General features: G+C 64.7%; 8 protein-coding genes. 6 read left to right on the top strand and 2 right to left on the bottom strand.

Annotated elements, in window-relative coordinates:
- Window position 1 precedes the first annotated feature (1 nt).
- Both ABIB80_RS09745 and malQ read right to left on the bottom strand, forming a co-directional pair.
- The gene (locus ABIB80_RS09745; RefSeq protein ID WP_354127276.1) at window positions 2-1,801 is read right to left on the bottom strand and encodes a glycoside hydrolase family 15 protein; all 1,800 of its coding nucleotides are present in this window, start codon (window positions 1,799-1,801) and stop codon (window positions 2-4) included.
- Between the two features lie 43 nt (window positions 1,802-1,844).
- Window positions 1,845-3,806: a 4-alpha-glucanotransferase gene (gene malQ, locus ABIB80_RS09740; RefSeq protein ID WP_354127275.1), complete on the bottom strand. Its 1,962-nt coding sequence runs from the start codon at window positions 3,804-3,806 to the stop codon at window positions 1,845-1,847.
- 204 nt (window positions 3,807-4,010) lie between these two features.
- Here malQ and ABIB80_RS09735 point away from each other — a divergent pair, with 204 nt between their 5' ends.
- The 6 genes from ABIB80_RS09735 to treY are packed head-to-tail and all read left to right on the top strand — an operon-like array spanning window position 4,011 to window position 18,014.
- Window positions 4,011-5,957, top strand: a complete 1,947-nt coding sequence (locus ABIB80_RS09735) for a maltotransferase domain-containing protein (protein WP_354127274.1) — start codon at window positions 4,011-4,013, stop codon at window positions 5,955-5,957.
- 11 nt (window positions 5,958-5,968) lie between these two features.
- Window positions 5,969-9,250 (top strand): maltose alpha-D-glucosyltransferase, encoded by a 3,282-nt coding sequence (gene treS / locus ABIB80_RS09730; RefSeq protein WP_354127273.1) that lies wholly within the window; start codon window positions 5,969-5,971, stop codon window positions 9,248-9,250.
- A 4-nt stretch (window positions 9,251-9,254) separates the two neighbouring features.
- A complete protein-coding gene (gene glgB, locus ABIB80_RS09725; RefSeq protein WP_354127272.1) occupies window positions 9,255-11,393 on the top strand; it encodes a 1,4-alpha-glucan branching protein GlgB in 2,139 nt (712 codons plus the stop codon).
- Window positions 11,394-11,396: 3 nt separating this feature from the next.
- Complete coding sequence (glgX, locus tag ABIB80_RS09720; protein ID WP_007595729.1) at window positions 11,397-13,475, top strand: glycogen debranching protein GlgX; 2,079 nt, start codon at window positions 11,397-11,399, stop codon at window positions 13,473-13,475.
- The gene (treZ, locus tag ABIB80_RS09715; RefSeq protein WP_007595730.1) at window positions 13,472-15,226 is read left to right on the top strand and encodes a malto-oligosyltrehalose trehalohydrolase; all 1,755 of its coding nucleotides are present in this window, start codon (window positions 13,472-13,474) and stop codon (window positions 15,224-15,226) included. The genes glgX and treZ overlap by 4 nt, the downstream gene beginning before the upstream one ends.
- 1 nt (window position 15,227) lies before the next feature.
- The gene (gene treY / locus ABIB80_RS09710) at window positions 15,228-18,014 is read left to right on the top strand and encodes a malto-oligosyltrehalose synthase (RefSeq protein ID WP_219681180.1); all 2,787 of its coding nucleotides are present in this window, start codon (window positions 15,228-15,230) and stop codon (window positions 18,012-18,014) included.
- The last annotated feature ends 3 nt before the right edge of the window (window positions 18,015-18,017 follow it).

Genomic DNA, 18,017 nt, shown 5'->3' with positions numbered 1-18,017 from the left:
ACTACTTCGACCGCTGCATCGCGGGCTTCTCGCTGCCCTGCCTTGCCGCCGACAGATTATGCGCGGTGTTGACCAGCGCGATATGAGTCAGCGCCTGCGGGAAATTGCCGGTCTGACGCTTGGCGCCTGAATCATATTCCTCGGCCAGCAGCCCGACATCATTCGCGATCCCGACCACGCGATCGAACAAGGCTTGCGCCTTGTCGAGATCGCCCGCCAGCACATGGGCATCGGCCAGCCACAGGCTGCAGGCGAGGAAGGCGCCTTCGAGCGGCGGCTGCCCCGCAGGCACCTCGCGGGGATCGTGCCGCAGCACGAAGCCGTCAGGCATCATGTGCTTTTCCATCGCCACTATGGTGCCGCGAATGCGCGGATCCGACGCTTCCAGGAAGCCGACGGCCGGCAGCAGCAGCACGCTGGCATCGAGCAGCTTCGAGCCGTAGGACTCCACGAAGGCATTCTCCTCCGTGTCGAAGCCCCGGTTGCAGACGTCGCGATGAATGGCGTCGCGCAAGGTGCGCCAGTGCAGCAGCGGCGCCTTGAAGCCGAAGGTCTCGGCGCTCTTGATGCCGCGGTCGAAGGCGACCCAGGTCATCACCTTGGAGAAGACATAGTGCTTCGGCTCTCCGCGCCGCTCCCAGATGCCGTGATCGGGCTGGTCCCAGACTTCGGCGAGATGCTTGAGCACGGCGCATTCCAGCGCCCAGCTCTCGTCGTCGAGCTTGAGCTTGGCCATCCGCGACTGATGGAAGGCGTCGATCAGTTCGCCGTAGACGTCGAGCTGGAGCTGCGCATGCGCGGCGTTGCCGACGCGCACCGGCTGCGCGCCCTCGTAGCCGTCGAGCCAGGTCGCCTCCCACTCCAGCAGCCGCCGCTGGCCCCAGATGCCGTACATGATCTGCATGTTCGACGGTGAGCCTGCCGCCGCACGCAACAGCCAATTGTGCCAGGCCGAGGCTTCCTCGGTGTAACCGGAGTTCATCAGCGCCAGCAACGTAAAGGTGGCGTCGCGCAGCCAGCAGAAGCGGTAGTCCCAATTCCTGGCGCCGCCGAGCTTCTCCGGCAAGGAGGTGGTCGGCGCCGCGACGATGCCGCCGGTCGGACCGAAGGTCAGCGCCTTGAGTGTGATCAGCGAGCGCACGATCAGGTCGCGATAGTCGCCATCGCGATTACAGTGGCTGCACCAGTCCTGCCAGAACTTTTCCGTCTCCTGCAGCGCGAGCTCCGGGTCGATCGGTGCGGGTGGCTCGAGATGCGAGGGGCCGTAGGTCAGCACGAACGGCACGGTCTCGCCCGCCTTCACCTCGAAATCGGAGACCGTGGTCAGATCCTCGCCGCGGGTCTTCGCGGGAGTCCGCAGCACCGTCATGTCCTGCCCGGCGACCGCCAGCAGGGAATGGTCGATCCGCCGCACCCACGGGATGTCGACGCCGAAGCCGAAGCGGATGACGAGCTCCATCCGCATCTTCACCGTGCCGCTGATCCCGCGGACCAGCCGCACGATGTCGGAGGCCTTGCCGCGCGGCGGCATGAAGTCGATCAGCGCAACGGTGCCACTCTTCGTCTCAAAGCGCGTCTCGAGGATGAGGGTGTCGCCGAGATAGCGGCGCGACGTCGCGGTGACGTCCTCGCCCGGCGCGATCAGCCAGCGGCCGTTCTTGTGCGTGCCGAGGAGCGCGGCAAAGCAGGCGTCGGAATCGAAGGCCGGCCAGCACAGCCAATCGATCGAGCCGTTGCGGCCGACCAGCGCCGCGGTCTCGCAGTCGCCGATCAGCGCATAGTCCTCAATCCTCTGAGACAATGTCGTACGAGCCTTGAAAACGGCACCCTTGGAGCCCCGGCGATCAACGCCCGCCGGGCAACGAGCGTTCCCGTGTCGCGGCCTTCAAAGCCGCGAGATCGACTTTCGAGGCAATCTTGTCGAGCGTCACAGGCAGGCGCTGGCGCCAGTTCGGATGCTCGTCGATCGTGCCGGGAATGTTGGGCTGGTCGATCACCCCGAGCAGATCCTCCAGCGACACCGCAAGCAGCCGCGACGGCGTGCGCGACAGGAAGGCGAGCACCGAATAGACATCATTGGCACGGATGCCGTTGGCGCGCAGGATCTCGTCGAGCAGACCGAGCGCATCCCAGCGGGCCTGATCGTTCTCGCCGGGATCGAGCCCGAGCGAGCGCTTCATCCTGAGATCGCTGAATGAGCGCCAGCCGGCATAGGTCGACAAATCATGCGTGTTCAGCGTCACCAGCGCATTGGGCCGGTAGTGATCGACGGGCCGGAAATGACCGGCATCGTCGCGCTCGAACATCATGACGAGGTAGGACCAGATGCCGAAATCCTGCATGGTCTCGCGAAAACCTTCCGGCACCGTGCCGAGGTCCTCGCCGATCACGATGCACTTATGGGCCGCGCTCTCGCGCGCCACAGTCGCCAGCAGCGCCTCGAACGGCATTTGCACATAGGCGCCGTTGTCGGGCTTGAAGCCGCGCGGCACCAGATAAAGTCGCTTCAGGCCCAGCACGTGATCGAGACGGATGGCCCCGGAATGGCGCATTGAAGCCGCGAGCATATCGGCGAATGGCACGAAGGATTGCGCCTCCAGGCCGCCGGCATTGAAGCCGGCGAGGCCCCAATCCTGGCCGATGGTATTGAGCACGTCCGGCGGCGCGCCGACGGCGAGATGACGGGAGATCGCCCCCTGCTCGTTCCAGGCATCGAAGCCGTTCGACTGCACGCCGACGGCAACGTCGAGATAGAGCCCAACCCGCATGCCGAGCTGGCCGGCCAGCTCCTTGGCGGCATGCAACTGACTGTCGGCCGTCCATTGCACGAATTCGACGAACTCGACCTCGTGCTTGTCCGGGCCATTGCGCAGCTCGGCGCATTTCGTCTCGTCCGGCTTTTGCCATTCCTCCGGCCATTCCCACCACGGCGCCGCGAAGCGATGACGGAGCACCTCGAAGCAGGCAAAGCGGGACAATAGCGGCGCGCGAGCCGCGCGGAAGGCGTCGAACTGGTTGCGGCGGACGCCGCTCGCGGTTTTGACGAAGCTGTCGAAGGCGGCGCGGAGGCCGAGCCATTTCAAGGCCGCCATGTCGGGATAGGGCACGCGATCGCCGTCACGGAGCCGCGCGGCGGTCGCGGCCGCGTCGGGGACGAGGTCGGGGGAAAATTCCGGGATCGCCTCGACGTCGATATAGAGCGGATTGAGAAACAGCCGGCTGTTCGGCGAATACGGACTGCAATCGGCCGGATGGTCGTCGAACAACACATGCAGGGGATTGAGCCCGACGCCGTCGGCCCCCAACTGCTTGGCGAGCCGGACGAGACCGGCGAGGTCGGTGAAATCGCCGATGCCCCAATTGCGGTCCGAGCGGACGCTGTAGAGCTGCACGGCAAGCAGCCAGCCGCGGTCGAAATCGCCGCCAAAGGCCCGCTCCGGCGCCACGATCATCGGCACCTCTTCGGTCACGCCTTCGGCATCGGTCAGCGTCAGGCGGTGATAGCCGAGCGGCAGGCCGGCGGGCCAGGCAATCACGGGCTCGCGCGTCTCACCTTGCGCGATCAAATTGCCGTTGTCGGTCATCTTCCATTTGAGCGGCGGCGCACCGATCGTCACCAATTCGGTGCGCGGATGTCCCAAGGCGCGTACCACGACGGGCCCGCTGACGAAGCGGTAAACCCGCTTTTCCGGCAAGGCGTCGAGGATGGATTTGAGGGCCACGGGATCGGTGACCCGCAGCTTTCCGAGGGCATCGACGAATTCGGATTGAACGCCCTTGATCCGGGCTTGAGCTAAAAGATCCATTCGGCACGCAGCTTGCAGGCCATTTTTTGGCCGGGGGCATCGATTTTAACGAGGTCGCGGAAGAGGTTAGTCAGGGGTAACTCGCGAGCCGCGCCTGCCGTTCCCCAGGGAACCAATGACACACAAGCGGCTTTCTATAGTGGTATCAAGCGTAGGTTCCCGGCAAGGGAAACGGGCTCCTGCTTTCTTGTCAATGGCATCACCGTGAACAAGACAATTCAAACTGTCGAGAGTGCCGCAGCGGGCAGCACTTTCCTCATCGAGGACGTCTATCCCCTGATCGACGGCGGGCGCTTCCCCGTGAAGCGGATCGCGCGCGAACCGGTCGAGGTCTGGGCCGACATCTACCGGGACGGCGACGCCGTGATCGGCGCAGCGCTGATCTGGCGACAGGAGCAGGACCGCGAATGGCAGAGCGAGCCGATGATCCCTCACGGCAATGACCGCTGGTCCGGCGCGTTCACACCGGTCGAGCCCGGCAAATATGTCTATGCGATCGAAGCCTGGACCGACGAATTCGCCACGTGGTCGCACGCGGTCGCGCGCAAGCAGCGCTCCGGTGCCGATGTCAGTCTCGATGCGATCGAGGGCGCCGGCCTTCTGACCAAGGCGCATGGCACGCAGCAGGACGCCGCCGCCGTCATCGTCAGGCAATGCGAGGACTATCTTCAGACCGGCGACGTTGCCCCGCTGCTGGCAACCGAGCTCGGCGCAGCCATGGCCGAGAGCCAGTCGCGGCCTGATCTCACGCGCTCGGCGCTATTCCCACTGTTCGTCGACCGCGACAAGGCACGCTTCGGCGCCTGGTATCAGATGATGCCGCGCAGCCAGAGCGTGGTGCCAGGACAGCATGGCACGCTCCGCGACTGCATCGCGCGCGTGCCCGACATCGCCGCGATGGGCTTTGACGTGCTCTACTTCACGCCGATCCATCCCATCGGCCGCACCCGGCGCAAGGGCCGCAACAACACGCCGGTGGCGGCCGAAGGCGATCCCGGCTCGCCTTATGCGATCGGCGCCATCGAGGGCGGGCACGATGCGCTGCACCCCGAACTCGGCACAATCGAGGATTTTCGCGCGCTGGTCGCGACCTGCCTGGAATACGGCCTCGAACTCGCGCTCGACTTCGCCGTGCAATGCTCGCCGGACCACCCGTGGCTGACGCAGCATCCGGAATGGTTCAAATGGCGCCCGGACCGCTCGGTGCGGACGGCTGACGGGCCCTATTCCGATATCGTCATCCCCGATTTCACGTCCGTCGACCGGGCTGGACTGTGGAACGCGTTTCGCGACGCCATGCTGTTCTGGATCGACCACGGCGTCACCATCTTCGCCGTCGACAATCATGACACCGCGCCGCTCGCCTTGTGGGAGTGGCTGATCCGTGACATCCGCCGCCGGCATCCCGAGGTGATCCTGTTCTCCAAGACGTTCGCGCGCCCGAAGCTGATGAAGGGGCTTGCCAAGCTCGGCTTTGCACAATCCTTCAGCTATTTCCCCTGGCGCACGGCCAAATGGGAGCTGGAGCAATATCTCGGCGAGCTGACGCGCTATCCCGAACGTGACTTCTATCGGCCGAACCTGTTCGTGAATACGCCCGATCTCTTGCCCTATCATCTCCAGGGCGGCGAGACATGGGCGTTCAAATCGCGCCTCGCGCTGGCCGCGACGCTGTCCGGCAATTACGGCGTCTACAGCGGGTTCGAGTTGCTGGAGCACGACGCGATCCCCGGCCGCGAGGAATATCTCGATTCCGAGAAATACCAGGTCTGGCAGCGCGACTGGAACAAGCCCGGCAACATCAAGGCCTACATCACGGAGCTCAATCGCATCCGCAACGAGAATGCTGCGCTTCACCAAACCGCGAACCTGCGCTTCCTCGGCATCGAAGACGGCGAGACGATCGCCTTCGTGAAGGAGGCGACCGGCCCGGCCAACGTCGTCGTCGCCGTGGTTGCACTGTCGCGCCACGTGCGCGAATTCTGGTTGCCGCTCGGGGACGTCACGGTTGACCCCGGCGGGCAGCGACACCATGTGTCGGCACTCGAAAACCTCCTCACCGGCGAACAGGCCCGCATCGAATGGGGCGGGATCAGGTTGCGTATCGATCCCGAGCGCGATCCGGCGCTACTGTTCCGCTGCCTGGCGTAAGGGCGCACGCCATGAACGTATTGTCTTCCGTCGACACCAAGAAAGCCGAGGCTGCCGAGATCGTGGACGAGCTCTGGTACAAGGACGCGATCATCTATCAGCTCCACGTCAAGGCGTTTGCCGACAGCAATCAGGACGGCATCGGCGACTTCGCCGGGCTGACCGAGAAGCTGCCTTATCTCCAGGAGCTCGGCGTCACCGCGCTCTGGCTGCTGCCGTTCTATCCTTCGCCCGGCCGCGACGACGGCTACGACATCGCCGACTACGGCGCGGTCAATCCCGATTTCGGGACGATGAAGGATTTCAAGCGCTTCATCCAGGAAGCGCAGAAGCGCGGGCTGCGCGTCATCACCGAGCTCGTCGTCAACCACACCTCGGACCAGCACAATTGGTTCAAGCGCGCGCGCCGCAGCCCTCCGGGCTCGAGCGCCCGCAACTGGTATGTCTGGAGCGACACCGACCAGAAATACCAGGGCACCCGCATCATCTTCACCGACACCGAGAAGTCGAACTGGACCTGGGATCACGAGGCTGGGGCGTTCTACTGGCACCGCTTCTTCTCGCACCAGCCGGATCTCAATTTCGACAATCCGCGCGTCGTCAGCGCCCTGATCCAGGTAATGAAGCGCTGGCTCGATGCCGGTGTCGACGGCTTCCGTCTGGACGCCATTCCCTATCTCTGCGAGCGCGAAGGCACCTCGAACGAGAACCTTCCCGAGACGCATGCCATCATCAAGCGGCTGCGCCACGAGCTGGATTCCTACTCCAAGGGCAAGCTGCTGCTGGCCGAGGCCAATCAATGGCCGGAGGACGTGCAGGAATATTTCGGCCGCGGCGACGAGTGCCACATGGCCTACCACTTCCCGCTGATGCCGCGCATCTACATGGCGATCGCCCAGGAGGACCGCTTCCCGATCACCGACATCCTGCGCCAGACGCCGGACATTCCTGCGAGCTGCCAATGGGCGCTGTTCCTGCGCAACCATGACGAGCTGACGCTGGAGATGGTGACGGACGTCGAGCGCGACTACCTGTGGACCACCTACGCCAACGATCCGCGCGCCCGCATCAATGTCGGCATCCGCCGGCGCCTCGCGCCGCTGATGGACAACGACCGGCGCAAGATCGAGCTGATGAACTCGCTGCTGCTGTCCTTCCCGGGAACGCCGATCATCTATTACGGCGACGAGATCGGGATGGGCGACAACATCTATCTCGGCGACCGCAACGGCGTGCGCACGCCGATGCAGTGGAGCCCGGACCGCAACGGCGGCTTCTCGCGCTGCGACCCGGCCCGCCTCTACGCGCCGCTGATCATGGATCCGGTCTACGGCTACGAATCGGTGAACGTGGAGGCGCAGTCGCGCAGCCTGTCCTCGCTGCTCAGCGCGACCAAGCGCCTGATCTCGGTGCGCAAATCGACGCTCGCCTTCGGCCGCGGCACCATGACCTTCATCCGCCCGGCCAACCGCGCCGTGCTGGCCTACGTCCGGCAGTACCGCGACGAGGTGATCCTCTGCGTCGCCAATCTGTCGCGGGCGGCCCAGGCGACCGAGCTCGATCTGTCGCCCTGGAAGGACCGCATCCCGCAGGAGATGCTCGGCCGCACGCGTTTTCCGGCGATCGGCGAACTGCCCTACATGGTCACGCTGGGGCCCTATGGCTTCTACTGGTTCCAGCTCACCGAGCGCGACAAGTCCGAGCCGGTGACGCCGCGCGCGGTGCCGGAATTCGAGACGCTGGTGGTGCCGGTGAACTCGACCTGGGTGTCGCTGGCGCGCGAGCGGGGCGTGTTCGAGCACGAGGTGCTGCCGGGATTCCTGTCGCGCACGCGCTGGTATCCCGAGCACAATCCCAAGCACATCAAGCCGACGCTGACCTCGGCGGTGCCGTTCTGCGACATCGGCGACAACAGGCCTTGGATCGCGTTCTTCGAGGCGGCGCAGGGCGATGTCACCACGCGCTACGTGCTGCCGATGCAGATCGAATGGGTGCGCTTCGACCGCGAACGCTTCAATCCCAGGGCGCTCGCCGCCGTGCGTCAGGGCGCCCGCGAAGGGACGCTGCTGGATGTGGCAACCGAGCAGATCTTCATTGGCCTGTTCCTGCGCAATCTGTCGCAGAACCTGGTGGTGGAAGAAAACAATCTGCGGCTGGAGTTCAAGGCGACCAGCCGGTTTGCCGAGTACACCATCAAGGAGCCCGAACGCATCCGCGCGATCGAACAGTCGAACAGCACCGCGCTGGTCGACAATCAATATGTCGCCAAGATCTATCGCCAGCTCGAAGCCGGTATCAATCCCGAGATCGAGATCGGCTCCTACCTCACGGAAATCGCCCGCTTTGCCAATACGCCGGCACTGCTCGGCAGCGTCGAACTGGTCGAAGACGACCGTCGCAGCGCAGTCGGCGTGCTGCACGCCTATGTCGAGAACCAGGGCGACGGCTGGGGCGTCACTGCGGGCTATCTCGACCGCTATATCGACGAGCAGCGGGTGCTGCCACCGGGCGAGATGCCCCGCGAGACCCAGGAGCAAGCGCCCTATCTGCACTTCATTACACAGATCGGTCGACGGCTCGCCGAGCTGCATGTGGCTTTGGCCGCCGCAAAGCCCGGCGATCTCGCGCCGGAGCCGATTGGCTCCGCACACATCAAGCGCTGGTCATCCGAGCTCAAGGCACGGGCCGAGCGGATTTTCGAGCGGCTGGCCGCCAGCACCGACGGCCTGCGGGAGGCAGATCGGCCGCTGATCAATCAGCTCGCCGCGGAGCGCGCGTCCCTGTCCGGCCGGCTCAGCGCGCTACTACCTGCCGAGATCGGCGGGTTGAACATCCGTCATCATGGCGACTTCCGCCTCGGGCAAACTCTGATCGTGAAGGACGATATCTTCATCATCGACTTCGACGGAGATCCGCGTTTGCCGCTGGCGGAGAAGCGGCGCAAGCTGCCTGCGGCGCGCGACGTTGCCGGCCTGATCCGCTCGATTGATCTTTCGGTTAACGCGGCGCTCCACCGCGCGCTCACGGGTGCTTCCGACGAACAGGGCCGGCTTACGGCTGCGCTCGACGAATGGCGCGAGCGCACCACCGCGACGTTCCTCACCGCCTACCGCGAAGCCATGACCGATCGGCGGCTGTGGCCGGAAGATCCGCAATCCGCGGCAGGCCTGTTAAGGTTTTTCCTGCTTGATCAAGCGTTCGAGGAAGTAGAGTACGAGCTGTCCCACCGGCCTGAGGGGCTCCATGCGCCGCTGTCCGGACTGCTTCGCATTCTGTCCAGTATCGAGAGCTAAGCCCATGCCTAAACTCCCTGCCGAGGCCTATGCGATCATCGAGGGTCGCCACTCCGATCCCTTCCACTATCTCGGGCTGCATCCCGAGGGCGACAAGAGCGTGGTGCGCGCGTTTCTTCCCGATGCTTCCAATGTCGAGGCGGTGGGCGAGCACGGCGAGGTGGCGAAGCTCGATCGCGTCCATGATGCCGGCCTGTTCATCGGCGCTCTGCCGAACGGCGCGAAGCACTACCAGCTCCGCGCGAAGTTCGGCGATAACGTCATCGAATTCGAGGACACCTATCGCTTTCCGCCGATCCTGACCGATTTCGACCTCTATCTGCTCGGCGAAGGCACGCACCAGCGCCTTTACGACAAGCTCGGCGCGCATCCGATGCGGCTCGACGGCATCGATGGCATCGGCTTCGTGGTGCTGGCGCCCAACGCCCGCCGTGTCTCCGTGGTCGGCGACTTCAATTTCTGGGACGGACGGCGCCATCCGATGCGGGTGCGCGGCGCGGGTTATTGGGAATTGTTCATCCCGCACGCCAAGGCGGGCGACCACTACAAGTTCGAAATTATCGGACCGCATGGCCATCTGCTTCCGCTGAAGTCCGATCCGATGGCCTTTGCAAGCGAGGTGCGGCCGAAGACCGCTTCCATCGTGTTCGACGAAGCACATCTGCCCCGGCCGCGACCGGCACCCGACGGCATGAACGCGTTGTCCGCGCCGATGTCGATCTACGAGGTCCATCTCGGCTCGTGGCGGCGCAAGAACGGCAATGAATGGCTGACCTATCGCGAACTGGCCGAGCAGCTGCCGGCCTACGCCCGCGACATGGGCTTCACCCATCTCGAATTCCTCCCCGTCAGCGAGCATCCTTTCGACGGCTCATGGGGCTATCAGCCGACTGGCCTGTATGCGCCGACCAGCCGCTTCGGCACGCCGGAGGATTTTGCCGCACTGGTCGATGCCTGCCACCGCGAGGGCGTCGGCGTGCTGCTCGACTGGGTGCCCGGCCACTTCCCGGACGATCCGCACGGGCTCGGCAGCTTTGACGGCACAGCGCTGTACGAGCACGCCAATCCGCTCCAGGGCCGGCATCTCGATTGGGGTACGCTGATCTACAATTACGGCCGCACCGAAGTGACGAACTTCCTGGTGTCCAACGCGCTGTTCTGGCTCGAGCGCTACGCGATCGACGGACTGCGCGTCGATGCCGTCGCGTCCATGCTCTACCTCGACTACAGCCGTCCGCCCGGCGCGTGGATTCCGAACCAGCATGGCGGCCGGGAGAACATCGAGGCGATCGCGTTCCTGCGCCGCTTCAACACCGAGCTGTTCGCACGTTTCCCGCAGGCGACCACGGCCGCCGAAGAGTCCACCGCCTGGCCGCAGGTCTCGCGCCCGGTCGAATTCGGCGGGCTCGGCTTCGGCTACAAGTGGAACATGGGCTGGATGCACGACACGCTGAACTACATCAGCAAGGATCCGATCCACCGCAAGCATCATCACGGCGACATCCTGTTCGGCCTGCACTACGCCTTCTCGGAGAACTTCGTCCTGCCGCTGTCGCATGACGAGGTCGTGCACGGTAAGCGCTCGATCCTGGGGCGCATGCCCGGCGACGAATGGCAGCGCTTCGCGAATTTGCGCGCCTATTACAGCTTCATGTTCGGCCATCCCGGCAAGAAGCTGCTGTTCATGGGCGCCGAGATCGCACAAAGCCGCGAATGGAATCACGACCAGTCGCTCGACTGGCACTTGCTCGAGTACAAGCTCCATTCAGGCATCCAGGCGCTGATCCGCGATCTCAACCGGCTCTATCGCGCGGTGCCCGCGCTGCACCAGATGGACTGCGAGCAGGCCGGTTTCGAATGGTTGATCACGGACGACGCCAACCGCAACGTGTTCGCATGGTTGCGCAAGGGATTTGACGAGCACGCCCGGTGCATGGTGATCGTCAACTTCTCACCCAACGTCTATCGCAACTACCGCGTTCGCGCGCCCCTCAGTGGCAAGTGGAAGGAAGTGTTCAACTCCGACTCCGCCCATTACGGCGGCAGCAATGTCGGCAATATCGGCGAAGTCCACGCCGTCAATGGCGAGCTCCGCCTCACCATTCCGCCGCTCGCCGCGATCTTCCTCGTTCCGGAAAGCTGAACGATGCGCCTGACTGCTGGATCGCCCGCACGCCTCGGCGCAAGCTGGGACGGACGCGGCACCAATTTCGCGCTGTTCTCCGCCAACGCGCAGAAGGTTGAGCTGTGCCTGTTTGACATGCAGGGCCGCCGCGAACTCGAGCGCGTCGAGCTGCCGGAGCGCACCGAGGATGTCTGGCACGGCTATCTCAACGACGTCTCGCCCGGCCAGCTCTACGGCTACCGCGTGCATGGCCCCTACGAGCCCGAACAAGGCCACCGCTTCAACGCCAACAAGCTCCTGCTAGACCCCTATGCCAAGCGGCTTTCCGGGCGGCTGGTCTGGAGTGACGCGCATTTCGCCTATCGCACCGGAAGCCCGCGCGAGGATCTGTCGTTCGACCGGCGCGACAACGCGCGCGGCATGCCCAAGGCTGTCGTCGTCGACGAGACCTTCAACTGGGGCCGCCGCGAGATCCGGCCCAACATTCCCTGGGAAGACACCATCATCTACGAGGCCCACGTCAAGGGACTGACACAGAAGCGCGATGACGTGCCGCCGAATTTGCGCGGCACCTATGGCGGCCTGTCCTCGCCGGCGATGATCGAGCACCTGAAAAAGCTCGGCGTCACGACGGTGGAGCTTCTGCCGGTGCACAGTTTCGTCGATGACCGCATCCTGGTGGAGAAGAAGCTCGCCAATTACTGGGGCTACAACACCTTGTCCTTCTTCGCGCCCGAGCAGCGCTACGCCCAGGACAACGCCCTCGATTCTTTCCGCACCACCGTCGCACGCCTGCACGATGCCGGCATCGAGGTGATGCTCGACGTCGTCTACAACCACACCGCCGAGGGCAATCACCTCGGCCCGACGCTGTGCTACCGCGGCATCGACAACGCCTCCTATTACTGGCTGAACCGCGAGAACCCGCGCTACTACGACGATTTTACCGGCTGCGGCTCGTCGGTGAACCTCACCCATCCGCGCGTGCTGCAGATGGTGATGGATTCCCTGCGCTACTGGGTCGAGGTCTGCCACGTCGACGGCTTCCGTTTCGACCTCGCCACCACGCTGGCGCGCGGGCCGAACGGTTATGATCGCGGCAGCTCGTTCCTGACCGCGATACGCCAGGACCCGGTGCTGGCGAGCGTCAAGCTCGTCGCCGAACCCTGGGACCTCGGCCTTGGCGGCTATCAGGTCGGCGCATTTCCTTCACAATGGTCTGAGTGGAACGACCGTTATCGCAGCGCTATGCGCCGCTACTGGAGCGGCGAAGGCAGCCTGATCGGCGACATCTCCAGCCGCATGACGGCGTCCTCCGACCTGTTCAACCACGACGGACGGCGGCCGCGCGCCAGCGTCAACCACATCACCGTGCATGACGGTTTCACCCTCGCCGATCTCTTCAGCTACAACGAGAAGCACAACGAGGCCAATGGCGAGGACAATCGCGACGGCTCCAACGACAACCACAGCAACAATTGCGGTGTCGAGGGCCCGACCGACGATCCCCAAATCGTCAGCTTGCGCCGGCAGCTTCGCAAGAACGTACTGGCTTGCCTCATGTTGGCGCAGGGCATTCCGCTGATCCTCGCCGGCGACGAAGTCGGGAATTCGCAATCAGGCAACAACAACGCCTATTGCCAGGACAACGAGGTTGGCTGGGTCGGCTGGGACAATCTCGGCAAGGACGGCGACGACATGGTCGATTTCGTCGCCGAGCTCGCCGATATCCGCCGCCGGTTCTCGCAGCTTCGCAGCCATCGCTGGCTCGACGGCCGCCCCAAGGACGGCATCTCCTACGGCGCGCTGTGGCTGACGCCGGCCGGCGACGAAATGACGGAAAGCGACTGGAAATTCCCGGAAGGGCGGTTCCTCTCCTATGTGATGGGGCCGATGGAACCGGGCAGCGCCGCGATCTTTATCGTACTCAACGCAGCCCCCGAAGAGATCGCATTCAAATTGCCAAAATTGACCGAATACAAGAGCTGGCAGCAAATCCTGAACACGACCGACGCCAAGCTGAACACGGTCGACTTCCTGCCCGGAAGCGACAGCAAGGCGCCGCCGCGCTCCGTGCTCGCTTTCGCGGGGGCGCTATGAGGCCATCCTTCGGGGCGAGGCCGACGAAGGACGGCGTGTCGTTCCGGCTATGGGCACCTGCCGCGCGCCGTGTCGATCTCCTGCTCGACAGACGACACGCGATGCAGCGCCGGCAGGATGGCTGGTATGTCGCCGAGATTGCCAATCTGCCCGTCGGCAGCAACTACAAATTCAGGATCGACGACGCGATCGACGTGCCCGATCCGGCGTCTGCATTCCAGCCCGACGACGTGTTCGGCCCGAGCGAGGTGATCGATCATGACGCCTTCGCCTGGCGCACGCCCGATTGGCGCGGGCGTCCCTGGGAAGAGACGGTACTGATCGAGACGCATGTCGGCACCTTCACTGCGGAAGGTACCTATCGTGCCATGATCGACAAGCTCGATCATCTCGTCGCGACTGGCATCACCGCGGTCGAGCTGATGCCGCTGGCCGACTTCGCCGGTCGTCGCGGCTGGGGTTACGATGGCGTGCTGTGGTACGCGCCCGACAGCGCCTATGGTCATCCCGATGATTTGAAGACGCTGATCGACGAAGCCCATCTGCGCGGGCTGATGATGTTCCTCGACGTCGTCTACAATCATTTCGGCCCCGAGGGAAATTACCTCGGCCGCTACGCGCCGGCCTTCTTCACCGACGCGCACACGCCATGGGGCAGCGCGATCGATTATCGCGTGCCGCAGGTTCGCGCTTTTGCCGTCGAGAACGCGCTGTCGTGGCTCAGCGATTATCGCTTCGACGGCCTGAGGCTGGATGCCGCCAATCACATCATGGCGATCCCCGGCGAGCAATCGATGCTGCAGGACCTCAGCGTCGCCGCGGGCGAGCTTGCCAAGGCGACGGGACGGCATATCCATCTCGTGCTGGAGAACGGCGACAATCGCGCGAGCCTGCTCGACGCCGCGCAGGAGCCTCCGAACGGCAAATATCGCGCCCAGTGGAACGACGACTACCACCACGTCTGGCACGTGATGCTGACGGGCGAGCTCGCTGGTTATTACGCGGACTATCAAACACCGCGCCTTGATCTCGCACGCGCGCTCGCCTCCGGCTTCGTCTATCAGGGCGAAATCTCGGAATTCTGGGGCAAGAAGCCGCGCGGCGAGAACAGCGGCGAGCTGCCGCCGGCAACCTTCATCAATTTCCTGCAAAACCACGACCAGATCGGCAACCGGCCGCTCGGCGACCGGCTCGAAAGCCTGGCATCGCCCAAGCAGATCGAAGCAGCACTCGCGGTGACCCTGCTCGCGCCGATGGTGCCGATGCTGTTCCAGGGCGAGGAGTGGGGCTCCACCGTGCCCTTCCCGTTCTTCTGTGACTTCCAGGGCGGACTGGCTGATGCCGTCCGCAAGGGGCGCAGGCAGGAATACGCCTGGGCCTATGAAAAGTACGGCGACGACGTGCCCGACCCGCTCGATCCGGCAACGCTGCAATCGGCCGTGCTCGACTGGAGCGGCCACACGCCGGAGCAGGATGCACGCCTCGCGCTGGTGCGGGAGCTGCTCGCACTCCGCCACAAGGAGGTCGCGCCACGACTGAAAGGTGCGCGCTTCGGTGATGCCGCCGTGGCCGATAGCGGGCTGCTCACCGCACATTGGCACATGGGGGATGGCGCGACGTTGCGCCTCGTGGCCAATCTCTCCGACAAGGACGCCGCATATTCCGACGACGGTGTGGGGACCCTGATCTGGGGCGGCGCGACCGGCGATCGGCTTGCGCCCTGGTCGGTGGTCTGGCGCCTCGGAGGTTGACATGCCTCCAGCCATTCCTCTCGCAACCTACCGGCTTCAGCTCACCGCGGATTTCGATTTCGACAGGGCCGCCGCAGTCGTGCCCTACCTGAAGGCGCTGGGGATCACGCATCTCTACACCTCGCCGGTGATGAAGGCCCGCAAGGGCTCGACCCACGGCTATGACACCGTCGATCACAGCCAGTTCAATCCGGAGCTCGGCGGCGAGGCCGGCTTCGCGCGGCTGAGCGAGGCGCTGACGCGACACGACCTCGGCCTCATCATTGATTTCGTACCGAACCATGTCGGCGTTCACTTTGCCGACAATCCCTGGTGGCTGGACGTGCTGGAATGGGGCCAGGCCTCGCCGCATGCCGTCTCCTTCGATATCGACTGGGATCAACTGGCTTTCCGCGCCCGTGGCGGCGTGCTGCTGCCGATCCTCGGAGCGTCCTATGGCGAAGCGCTCGAGAGCGGCGATATCGAGCTGCGCTACGATCCCAACGAAGGTAGTTTTTCCGCTTGGTATTTCGAGCATCGATTGCCGATCGCGCCGGAGCGCTATGGCGAGATGCTGCGGATGATCGTGAAGGAAGCCGACGCCGCCGAAACCGAGGCCGGCAAGCGCCTGCTGTCGCTGGCGGCCCGCTACACGGGACTGCGCCGCCCCAACCGTAAGGAAGCGCCCGGCTTCAAGGCGGAGCTCAAAGAGATCGCAGGCAGCGCCGATATCATCGCGCGCGGCCTCGGCGCCTATCGCGCCGCCAAGGACCGCCCCGCGCAGACGCTGGCGCTGCATCATTTGCTGGAGCGCCAGCACTACAAGCTCGGGCACTGGCGGCTTGCCTCCAGCGACATCAATTATCGCCGCTTCTTCGACGTCAACGGGCTCGCCGGCATGCGCGTCGAGGATCCCGGCACGTTCGCCGCCACGCACCGGCTGGTGAAGCAACTCATTGCCGACGGCAAACTGCAGGGCATCCGGCTCGATCATATCGACGGCCTGCGCGATCCCGCGCAATATTGCCAGCGGCTGCGCCGGCTGGTGCGCGACGCTCAGGGCACCACAAAGCCGTTCTATACGGTGATCGAGAAAATCCTGTGCGAGCACGAGCGCCTGCCGCATTTCGCCGGCGTCCAGGGCACCACCGGCTATGAGTGGATGAATGCCATCACCCACGTTCTGGTCGACCCCAAGGGGCTGGAGGCGCTGGACGAGACCTGGCGGCAGATCAGCAACCGGCCGCCGCGGCTCGCGCCTTATGTCAAGGACGCCAAACGGCGCGTGCTGGAGACACTACTGACCAGCGAATTCACGGTTCTGACGCGCCTGCTTGCACGCATCGCCAACGGGCACTACTCCACCCGCGACTTTTCCGCCGACAGCCTGCGGCAGGCGCTCGAGCTCTACGTGCTGCATTTCCCGGTGTACCGCACCTATTTGACGACAAGCGCGCCGACCGCGAACGATCGCAAGCTGATCGACGACACCATCGAGGCCGCTCGCCAGGAATGGTTCGCCGCAGACGAAGGCATTTTCGACTTCCTGCGCGACGCGCTCACCATGGACCTGCTCAAGCCCGGCCGTCCCCCGCACAGCGCCCCGCGCGTGCGCCGCTTTGCGCTGAAGGTGCAGCAATTCACCGGGCCGATGATGGCGAAGTCGCTGGAGGACACTGCCTTCTATCAATTCCACCGGCTGCTCGCCCTGAACGAAGTCGGCGGCGATCCCGCGAGCAAGGGCCTCACCATTCCCGCTTTCCACGAGACCATGCAGGCCCGCGCCAGGGAATGGCCGCAAGGGATGACGGCGACCGCCACGCACGACACCAAACGTGGCGAGGACGCCCGCGCGCGGATCGCTGCCTTAAGTGAAATTCCCGGCGAATGGACCAGCGCCGTGGCACGCTGGAAAGTCCTGAACGCGCCGCACCTCGCGCTCGACGGCAATCTGCGCGCTCCGTCGGCAACGTTCGAATACATGCTCTATCAGACGCTGCTCGGCGCCTGGCCGCTTGTAGAGACGGCCGATGCCGGTTTCGTCGCGCGTATCCAGGCCTATGCGCTCAAGGCCGCGCGCGAGGGCAAGGAGGAGACCAGCTGGCTCAACCCGCACGAGGCCTACGAGAGCGGCGTCAAGAGCTTCATCGCGAAGATCCTCGATCCCGCGCAATCAGGCGAGTTCCTGGAGGCGCTGCAAACCCTGGCTCGCCGCGTCGCGCTGCTCGGCGCGCTGAACGCGCTGAGCCAGCTCACGCTCAAGGCGACTCTGCCGGGCGTGCCCGATTTCTATCAGGGGACCGAATTCTGGGACCTGTCGCTGGTCGATCCCGACAACCGCCGCCCGGTGGATTTTTCCGCGCGACACGCGGCGCTGGGCACGCTGGACAATCCGGATTGGAATCACCTGATCAAGAGCTGGCCGGACGGCCAGCTCAAGCTGGCCTGGACGCGGCACCTGCTCAAGCTGCGCAACGAGTTGTCCGACGTCTTCGCGCGAGGCGACTACCAGCCGCTTCAGGTGCGGGGCGCACATGCCGACCATGTCGTGGCCTTTGCCCGCCGCCACGGCCGCACTGCTGCGATCGTCATTGTCGGGCGCCACTTCGCACCTTTCACGCAAGCAGGACGCGAATGGCCGGCGCTCGATGAGGCCGACGCCACCATCGACGTCACGGGCTACAGCATGCCAGGTTTCGCCGGCAACGATCTGCCGCTCGCGCAGGCGCTTCGCGGTTTTCCCGCTTCGGTCATCCCGGCGCGGCCCGTGGACGCGGCGAAGCCGGTGCGGCAGCGCGCCCGCGCTTGAACG

The sequence above is a fragment of the Bradyrhizobium sp. i1.15.2 genome (assembly GCF_040548425.1).
GTDB lineage: Bacteria > Pseudomonadota > Alphaproteobacteria > Rhizobiales > Xanthobacteraceae > Bradyrhizobium > Bradyrhizobium canariense.
This window is presented reverse-complemented; position numbering and strand designations above follow the sequence as displayed.

Coding starts and splice junctions, on each gene's coding strand:
- malQ (WP_354127275.1), bottom strand. CDS start 3,806: ATGGATCTTTTAGCTCAAGCCCGGATCAAGGGCGTTCAATCCGAATTC.
- treS (WP_354127273.1), top strand. CDS start 5,969: ATGAACGTATTGTCTTCCGTCGACACCAAGAAAGCCGAGGCTGCCGAG.
- glgB (WP_354127272.1), top strand. CDS start 9,255: ATGCCTAAACTCCCTGCCGAGGCCTATGCGATCATCGAGGGTCGCCAC.
- glgX (WP_007595729.1), top strand. CDS start 11,397: ATGCGCCTGACTGCTGGATCGCCCGCACGCCTCGGCGCAAGCTGGGAC.
- treZ (WP_007595730.1), top strand. CDS start 13,472: ATGAGGCCATCCTTCGGGGCGAGGCCGACGAAGGACGGCGTGTCGTTC.
- treY (WP_219681180.1), top strand. CDS start 15,228: ATGCCTCCAGCCATTCCTCTCGCAACCTACCGGCTTCAGCTCACCGCG.